This is a genomic window from Hallella faecis (assembly GCF_018789675.1).
GTDB lineage: Bacteria > Bacteroidota > Bacteroidia > Bacteroidales > Bacteroidaceae > Prevotella > Prevotella faecis.
Genome location: NZ_JAHKBE010000077.1, coordinates 1 through 8203 on the forward strand (window position 1 = coordinate 1; position 8203 = coordinate 8203).

Here is an 8203-nt window from a genome sequence, read left to right on the forward strand (position 1 = left end):
ACGTTAATTAACTCCCTCATTTTCAAACGATTACGTTAGAATTAACAGAGTATTGATTTAGCGTACAACATAAAAAAGAATAGGATATGTCAACTCCTCACAATTCAGCCAATCCGGGCGACATCGCCAAGACCGTCATCATGTCGGGCGACCCTCTGCGAGCCAAGTTTATGGCAGAGCATTTTCTCGAGAATCCCAAGCAGTTCAACGGCGTGAGAAACATGCTGGGCTATACAGGAACCTACCAAGGCAAACCCGTCAGCGTGATGGGGCATGGCATGGGCATTCCTTCCGTGGCCATTTACTCTTACGAGCTTTACCACTTCTACGATGTGGAGCAGATCATTCGCGTGGGCACCGCCGGATGCTTGCATAAGGGCATGGACATTGGCGATTTGGTGGTGGCCCAGGGGTCGTGCACCGACTCCAATTATCTCCAGCAGTATCATTTGCCCGGAACCTATGCGCCCATTGCCGACTATGGCCTGTTGTCGAGGGCCGTCGACGAGTGTCGCGCGATGGGAATAAGGTATGATGTGGGCAATGTGCTCTCGTCCGACATCTTCTACGACGAGAACCAAGACTGGCGCAAATGGGCGGCCATGGGTGTGCTCGCCGTTGAGATGGAGAGTGCGGCGCTTTACGCCAACGCTGCGGCCTGCGGGCGCAAGGCGCTCACCATTCTCACCATTAGCGACAGCCTTGTGGAGGCGAAGTCGGCTTCGGCTGAGGAGCGCCAGTTGGCGTTCACCAACATGATGAAGGTGGCTTTCAGCTTGGTGTAAACACTTATTTCTTCCTTGCCCGCATGGTGACGATCGGAATGAGCATCTCCTCCATGGAGATGCCACCATGCTGGAAGGTGTCTTTGTAATACGACACGTAGTAATTGTAATTGTTGGGATAAGCAAAGAACGAGTTGCCGGTGGCGAACACGTAGCTTGTGCTTACGTTGGGCGAGGGGAGCTGTGCCTGCCGCGGATCCTTGATGGTAAACACCTCCTTGGCGTTGTAGCTCAGGTTCTTCCCCAACTTGTATCTCAGGTTGGTGTTGGTGTTTCGGTCGCCAACGATCTTGATGGGCTTCGACGCCCTGATGGAACCGTGGTCGGTGGTTACGATGATGCGGTAGTTGCTTTGCGACAATCGGCGGAACAGCTCCGCCATGACAGAATGGCGAAACCACGAAAGGGTGATGCTGCGATAAGCGCTCTCGTTGTTGGCCAACTCGCGCACCATTCTCGACTCGGTTCGCGCGTGCGATAGCATGTCGATGAAATTGATGACCACCACATTGAGGTCGTTGTCCCTGAGGTTGTTGAACTGTTGCAGAAATTTCTCAGCGGCGGCCGAATCGTTGATCTTATGATAGCTGAAGGTGTCGTGGCGCCTGAAGCGGTCGATCTGTGTTTGTATGAGGGGCGCCTCGTTGATGTTTTTGCCCTCCTCCTCATCTTCGTCGACCCATAGCTCGGGAAACATCTGCTCGATCTGGTTGGGCATTAGCCCGCTGAAGATGGCGTTGCGCGCATACTGGGTGGCTGTGGGCAGGATGCTCTGGTAGATGTCCTCGTCGATGTCGAACTGGTCGCCAATCTGCTGCGCCAGGATGCGCCATTGGTCGTATCGGAAATTGTCGATGACGATGAGAAACACCTTCTCGCCAGCGTTGATCGCAGGAAACACCTTCTCCTTAAACAGGTCGGGGCTCATCAGGGGGCGTGGGTGTTGGCGGTCGCTCATCTTGTTGGGCGAAACCCAATCCATGTAGTTGTTCTTGATGAATTTGGCAAACCCGTTGTTGGCCTCCTCCTTTTGCATGGCCAGCACACCCATCATCTGGCTGTCGGTGTCGCTCAGCTCGAGTTCCCAATGCATGAGGCGTTTGTAAACATCGGCCCAATCGCTCCAGGTCTTGCAGCCTGTGATTTGCAACGACAGTTGCTGGTAAGCCTGCTGGTAGCCGCTTTGCGTCACCTCGCTAACGATTTCTTTCCGATGGATGTTTTTCTTGAGCGTCAGCAGGATTTGCGATGGGTTGACGGGCTTGATGAGATAGTCGGCAATCTTGGCGCCAATGGCTTGGTCCATGATGTTCTCCTCCTCGCTTTTGGTCACCATGACCACGGGCGTCTGCGGTTGTATCTCCTTGATGCGTTGCAAGGTGTCGAGCCCCGTCAGGCCCGGCATCATCTCATCGAGCATGATGAGGTCGAAGGTGCGTTGCTTACATTCCTCGATGGCGTCGGCGCCGTTGCTCACGGTCGATACGTCGTAGCCTTTCTTTTGCAGGAAGATGATGTGAGCTTTCAGCAGCTCAATCTCATCGTCGACCCATAATATGTAGCCGTTGTTTTGTGTCATTGCCATGATTCGTTCCTCATTCGTTTAGAAACCGTCAAGGTCGTAATATTCGTCCTCCAGGTCGAACGTGTTGTCCTTTGGGTCCTTGTTGTCGTTGGTTTTCTGTGAGTCGTCGTCTTGCTTGTTGGTGCGGTCCTTCTCTTGCTTGTTGGTGTCTTTCTTCTTATTGGAAGCGTCGTCTGCCGTTTTCTTCTTGGCAGGGCTCTTGCTGGGCGGCACCTGCGTGTCGTCGTCGAAGAAGATGTAGGCGCCATTGCTGATCGTGGGCTGCGCCTTCTGCTCCTCCTTCACCGTTGGGGTGGCGGGCTTGGTGGCGGTTTGCGTCGGCTTGCTTTGCGCCGGCTTGTTGGCCGCCTGTGCCGGCTTGTTTTGCGCCTTCTGGGTAGCTGCGGCTTGCTTTGTGGTTTCTTTTCGTTTGGCAGCTGCCTTCGGCTCTTTTGCCACAGGGTCCTGGCCGTTGGTTGTAACGGTTGTGGTTTGCACCTTGGCATCTTTCGCGCCTGCAGGTTTTTCTTCCTCTTGCGCAGGCACGATGGTCTCATTCTGGCCCTTGCCAGCAGGAGCGTCGTTGCCTATGGGAATGATGGTTTCCTGTCGGTTCGTGCCCTCGTCGTTGTCGTTGACGGGGATGGTTGTGCCCGTTTGCGCAGGCTCGTTAGACGGCTCGTCCACAGGAACGACGGTTTGCGTGGGCGTGTCGACCTTCTCGTCGGGCGAGATGAAGGTTCCCTCCAGATAGTCGTCGACTTCCTTCTCCGTCTCGAGCGCTTTCTTGGGAGCGTTCGTCGTGATCTCGGCCGGCTCGGTGAGTAGGCGGGAGGTGGCTATTTTCAGCGGGGCAAAATGCTTGTTGTAATAGGCGTCGTACTCATCGTAGCTGAAGTTGGTGCCCAACAACGGCAGGTTCTCCTCGCTGATGATGACAGGACGCGATTTTCCCAAGAGGCGCAAGATGGGGGCCTGCCTAAGCACCTGGCGGGCATATTGCAGCGCCTCGTCGTAGTTGCGGAATCCCGACACACGCATGTGCTGGATGCCGTCGCCTTCGTCGGTGGCAATCTCAAAGTCTCTTACGAGATAGTTGGTGAAGTTGTAGCGAGCCAGTTCGAAGAGCAGCTTGTTTTGGTCGACGCTGTCGGGTTGGTACACAAACATGAATACGAAGTTGGTGTTTCGCTCATTGGTAAACTGGCGCGCATGGATAGAGTCGCTATCGCTCAGCACCACGCTGCGGCGGCTCCACACGTCGCCAATGTCGAACTTGCCGCCGCGCAGCTGTTTGCCTTCCTTGACGCCATTGATGATCATGCCAGCCATTTCCGACACGCTACTCTTGGGATATTTCTCGACCACCGTGCGCATGGCGTTCAGGCAACCTGTGCCATCGCCGTTGTTGAGCTTGCTCAATCCGTCGATGAAGATAAACTTGTCGCGGTTAGCCCCCAAGGGGAATCGACTCTCGGAGAGATGCGTGTTGGCGTCGACCTCGGCGTAGCGGTCGGCCTTGAAGGCCTCGTAGGTTGCCGCATAAAGCGAGTCTTCGAGATGCACGCCTTCGCGCGCGTTCTGCGTAAAGAAGGGGTCGGTGAGCAGGAGGGTCCATTGGCTCTCTGGATAGCCCGCCTTCAGTTTCTCCACAAATCCCTCAGCGGTAGCGGGTTGGCCCATGCGCGAATAGAGAAGGAAGAGGTGGTAGTAGGCCTCATCCATGTGCTCATAGGTGGTGTATTGCGAGGTGAGGCGGGTGAGCGCCTTCTCTGAGAGCGCCAACTCGTCGAGCTTGTCCTTGAAAATCACGCCACTATGGAACAGGCCGTCCATGATGATGGCGTTGCTGGCGGCCACCTGCTCCTCGGAGAAGGGTATTTGCGCCATGTAATACTCACGCTTGTGGGGGTCGTTTTGGGCGCTGTCCATCACCTGCTCCAGGGAGTCTTGGGCAGCCTCAACCCTGTCGAGCGAATCGCGTTGCGCATCGGTAAGATTGGCCAGCGAATCCACGCCCAATCCAGCAACGACGGTTGTGTTGACGCGTTGCCAGTTGTCTACATTCTCGCGCTTGCCCCATTGGCGCTGGAAGAGTTGCTTGCCTTGCTGCACCGCCATGGGGTTATAGAAGTACCATTGGCCGTTGGCCTGTTGGTTGGCGGTGTTGTTGGTGTAAGTGGTGTTTTGGTTCCTGTTGCCAATGGCGTTGTTTCGTTGTTGGGCTTGCTGGGCGTTGGCCTCCGCCGCTTTGTTCTTTTCCTCTTTCTCCTTCTTTTTCAGAGCCTCGATAACGCGGTCGATGGCTTCGTTGCGCTCCTTGGCTGGCATTTGGGCCAGTTGCTGCAAGGAGTCTTGCAGATGTACGGCTTCGGTGAAGGGCACCAGCTCATCGAGCACCTTCGAACGGTTCGACAGTTGCTTATAGTCGTCGCGCTCCTTGTCGAGCAGTCCAATGGCTTGGCCATAGCATCGCTGGGCATCGCTAAATTTCTTCTTTGTCCAATACAGATCGCCCAGCTTCAGCAGCAGCACACCTTTCTCAATGCCGTTCCGTGTGGCCTTTTCGGCGCCCTTCTCATAGTTGGCAATGGCGCTTGCGGTGTCTTTCTGGGCAAGGTAAATGTTGCCGATGGCATAATAAACTTGGTCGAGATAATCCTTGTTGTTGTCGGATGCGGCCATGCGCTTGAGGCGCCTAACCATTTGCTTCGACTGGTGGGCGGCCAACACCTCTGTTTGGGCAATCTGGGCGTTGAACTCCAACTCGTATGGCGGGTTCAGGCGAACCACCTTTCTGAAAGCCTTGTAGGCTTCGGCCTTGTTTCCCAGCGCGGCCTGCAACTGGCCCATGAGGTACCATTCGCGCGCGCGTTGTTTCTTGCGCATCTCGTGCTTGATGACGTTGCGGAGATAGGGAATGGCCTTGGCGTAGTTGGCCGTGTGGATGTAGTAGTCGGCGTAGGTGTAGTCCCACTCCTTGCGCGCTCTCCAATGCAGGCTGTCGCGTTGCATGTTCCTTATGATATCCTCGGCGTCGTAGAGGAAATCGTTTTCTATGTAGCACTTGGCCAACCAAGCGCGTGCGCGGCCGTAGATGGCCGGTTGGGTGGCATAGAGGCGGCTCATGTAGTTGAACGTGGACGCCGCACCATCAAAGTCGCCTTGGAAAAACTGGGAACGTCCCATGAGCATCCAAGCCTTCCACAGGAAGGGGTTGTATTCTTTGCGGTTGAGCCACTCCAAGTCTTTCTCCGTCTTGCGGCGGTTCTTGGTCCATTCGGGCTTGCGCTTGATGCTATGCAACTTTATGGCTTTTTCGGCTTTCTCGATGGCCTTGTCAAACTCGCCCTTTCCCAACTCCCTGCTGGCTTTGTTGCTAACGGTATAAAGGGGGATAATCTCCGTGAAATTATCCTTGTTGCCGGTTTCTTTGGCCAATGAACCGTCGATGTAGGCCAAAGTGCCATTGTAGTAGGTGTTGTATCGGGTGTTGAACGCCTGCCACCACCGAGATTTTGCAGTATTCTTCTCGGTGGAACATGCTGTGATGACCATCACGCCCGTGATGGCCAGTAGCAGGTGTATGTATCGTTTCATTCTCAACGTGTTGATAACGAGTGTTGCGCGCTATTTATTGCTTTCTTTCGCCTAAAAACCTTCGGCAAGGGTGGCAAACTCATCTTTTATGCCGTTTGGCATGTTGATGCCTCTCAGCACGAGGCTCCTTCCCCAGGGCTTCACCTCTTGGGGTTGCAGCGTTTCGAGCACTTCGGCAAACTGCTCGGTTTCCTCGTCGGTGTATTGGTCGGAGGGGCGCCCTTTGTATTCGTCGAGCTCCTCGTCGTCGAAATACTCTATGTCTTTCGTTGCCGCCTCCATCATGCACGCTTGTTCGCAACGGGTGTCGTTGCCGTTGCACGATGAGCAGTCGCCGTGGGTTGTGATGGGGGGCTCTTCGTTGGTGCCTTTTCGTTGGGCAAACCAAGTGGACAGGGCCGTGAGCAAGCCTAATGCAACAAGGCCGATGATAAGATATGGCATGCAGGTGCTATATAATAAGGTGACGTGGGGGTGTTGCTTAGTCTGTTATCTCTTCGATTGTGAAGCCAGCCGACTTGAGGTCGTCCCAGAATGTGGGGTACGACTTGGAGACCACCTCGGGGTTGTTGATGGCCAATCCGGGGAATTTGATGGCGAGTGGCGCGAAGGCCATGGCCATGCGATGATCCTCGTAGGTGTCGATAGGTTCCATGCTGGGCTCGCATTTTGTTCCGTCCCAAATGAGCTCGCTGTCGTTGGCGCTACGAACGATGTAGCCCACCTTGCGCAGTTCGCGCTTCAAGGCTTCTATGCGGTCGGTTTCCTTGATCTTCAAGCTCGTCAATCCTTTGAAGTGGAACGGTATGTCAAGGGCGCAACACGTTACCACGACCGTTTGCGCCAGGTCGGGACAGTTGTTGAAGTCGAAGTCGATCTTTCTCACCGGTCCCATTCGTGGAGTGATGGTGACGAGGGTGGGCTTTCCTTCCTCGTGGTCGCTAAACTGCGTCTTTACGCCCAGGAGCGAGTAGATGTGCTTTACGCACGAGTCGCCTTGCTTCGAGGCGTCCATGAGTCCGCCAAGCCTCACCTTGGCCATGTCGCGCTCATAAAGAGCCACCATCTCATACCAATAGCTGGCTGCGCTCCAATCGTTCTCTATGAGGAACCGACGTTGGCAGTAGGGTTGCGGCTTTACCACAATGGTGTCGCCCGACGCCCAATCGGCGTTCGCGCCAAATTCACGCATGAGCCAAAGGGTCAAGTCGATGTAAGGCCTTGAGATGATGTTGCCCGAGAGTTGCAGCTCCAAGCCGTTCTTAAGCACCGGACCGATGAGCAGCAAGGCGGATACGTATTGGGAGCTTATGTCGCCAGGGATGCAGACCTGTCCGCCCCAAAGCGTCTTGCCGTTGATGTGGAGTGGGGGAAAGCCTTCTTCCTCCACATAGCGAATGTCGGCGCCCAAGGTGCGCATGGCATCTACCAAAACGCCGATGGGGCGGTGCTTCATGCGCTCGGTGCCTGTTATGACGTGCTCGCCTTCCCTCACCGACAGGTAAGCGGTAAGAAAGCGCATGGCTGTGCCTGCCGCCTTGATGTTGATGGTGTGGGGCATGGTTTCCAAGGCCTGCACCACCACATCCGTGTCGTCGCAAACGGATAGGTTGTCGGGCATCATGTTGCCTCCCGAGAGGGCGTGTATGATTAACGCTCTGTTGCTGATGCTTTTTGAGGCGGGCAACTTAATGGAAGCCGACAGTTGGCTTGGGGCTGATATTTTGATTCTCATAGTTTATCTCCTTATTTATATGTTGTATTGACAAAGTTAGCCATTTTATCTTGATTTTCAAAAGATTTTATGACAGAATAGGAGAAGATAACACTTTTTTTGCAAAAAGTTGCCTAAATATTTGGAGGTTCCAACAAAAGTGCGTACCTTTGCAATCGCAAATAAGGAACGGGATTTAGCGCAGTTGGTAGCGCACACGTCTGGGGGGCGCGAGGTCGCTGGTTCGAGTCCAGTAATCCCGACCGATAAAAAGGGAAGTTGAGCAATCAGCTTCCCTTTTTATATTTCTATAACGCTACTCTTAAGCATGTTGGATGCTCCGCCATAGGCATCGGGTTCCAATTTCCACATCTGATCTTTCACCTTGCCCTTTCTTCGATACAACATTCGCCCTTTGCGGGGTAAACTCATGTGCTTTCCGGTTGTTTTCCCTCTCCACTTCGCAATTTCTCTATATTTTTATTGTATCTTTGCATAAGATAGGCTGCACTCGGCCATTAGAGAACAAGTTCTCATGGC

The 8203-nt window shown here is 54.2% G+C and carries 5 protein-coding genes and 1 tRNA gene; 2 read left to right on the forward strand and 4 right to left on the reverse strand.

Annotated elements, in window-relative coordinates; all coding sequences use genetic code 11:
• The first annotated feature begins 86 nt into the window (after positions 1-86).
• Positions 87-785: a purine-nucleoside phosphorylase gene (deoD, locus tag KM934_RS11850; RefSeq protein WP_215760812.1), complete on the forward strand. Its 699-nt coding sequence runs from the start codon at positions 87-89 to the stop codon at positions 783-785.
• 4 nt (positions 786-789) lie between these two features.
• Here deoD and porX read toward each other — a convergent pair whose 3' ends face one another.
• The 4 genes from porX to KM934_RS11870 are packed head-to-tail and all read right to left on the reverse strand — an operon-like array spanning position 790 to position 7684.
• Positions 790-2364: a T9SS response regulator signal transducer PorX gene (porX, locus tag KM934_RS11855; RefSeq protein WP_215760813.1), complete on the reverse strand. Its 1575-nt coding sequence runs from the start codon at positions 2362-2364 to the stop codon at positions 790-792.
• A gap of 24 nt (positions 2365-2388) precedes the next feature.
• Positions 2389-5949, reverse strand: a complete 3561-nt coding sequence (porW, locus tag KM934_RS11860) for a type IX secretion system periplasmic lipoprotein PorW/SprE (protein ID WP_215760814.1) — start codon at positions 5947-5949, stop codon at positions 2389-2391.
• A 51-nt stretch (positions 5950-6000) separates the two neighbouring features.
• Positions 6001-6393, reverse strand: coding sequence for a hypothetical protein (locus KM934_RS11865; RefSeq protein ID WP_215760815.1), 393 nt, complete (start codon positions 6391-6393; stop codon positions 6001-6003).
• 37 nt (positions 6394-6430) lie between these two features.
• The gene (locus KM934_RS11870) at positions 6431-7684 is read right to left on the reverse strand and encodes a 3-phosphoshikimate 1-carboxyvinyltransferase (protein WP_215760816.1); all 1254 of its coding nucleotides are present in this window, start codon (positions 7682-7684) and stop codon (positions 6431-6433) included.
• 169 nt (positions 7685-7853) lie between these two features.
• Between KM934_RS11870 and KM934_RS11875 the strand changes: the two genes are divergently transcribed.
• A tRNA-Pro gene (locus KM934_RS11875) sits at positions 7854-7926 on the forward strand.
• Positions 7927-8203 lie beyond the last annotated feature (277 nt).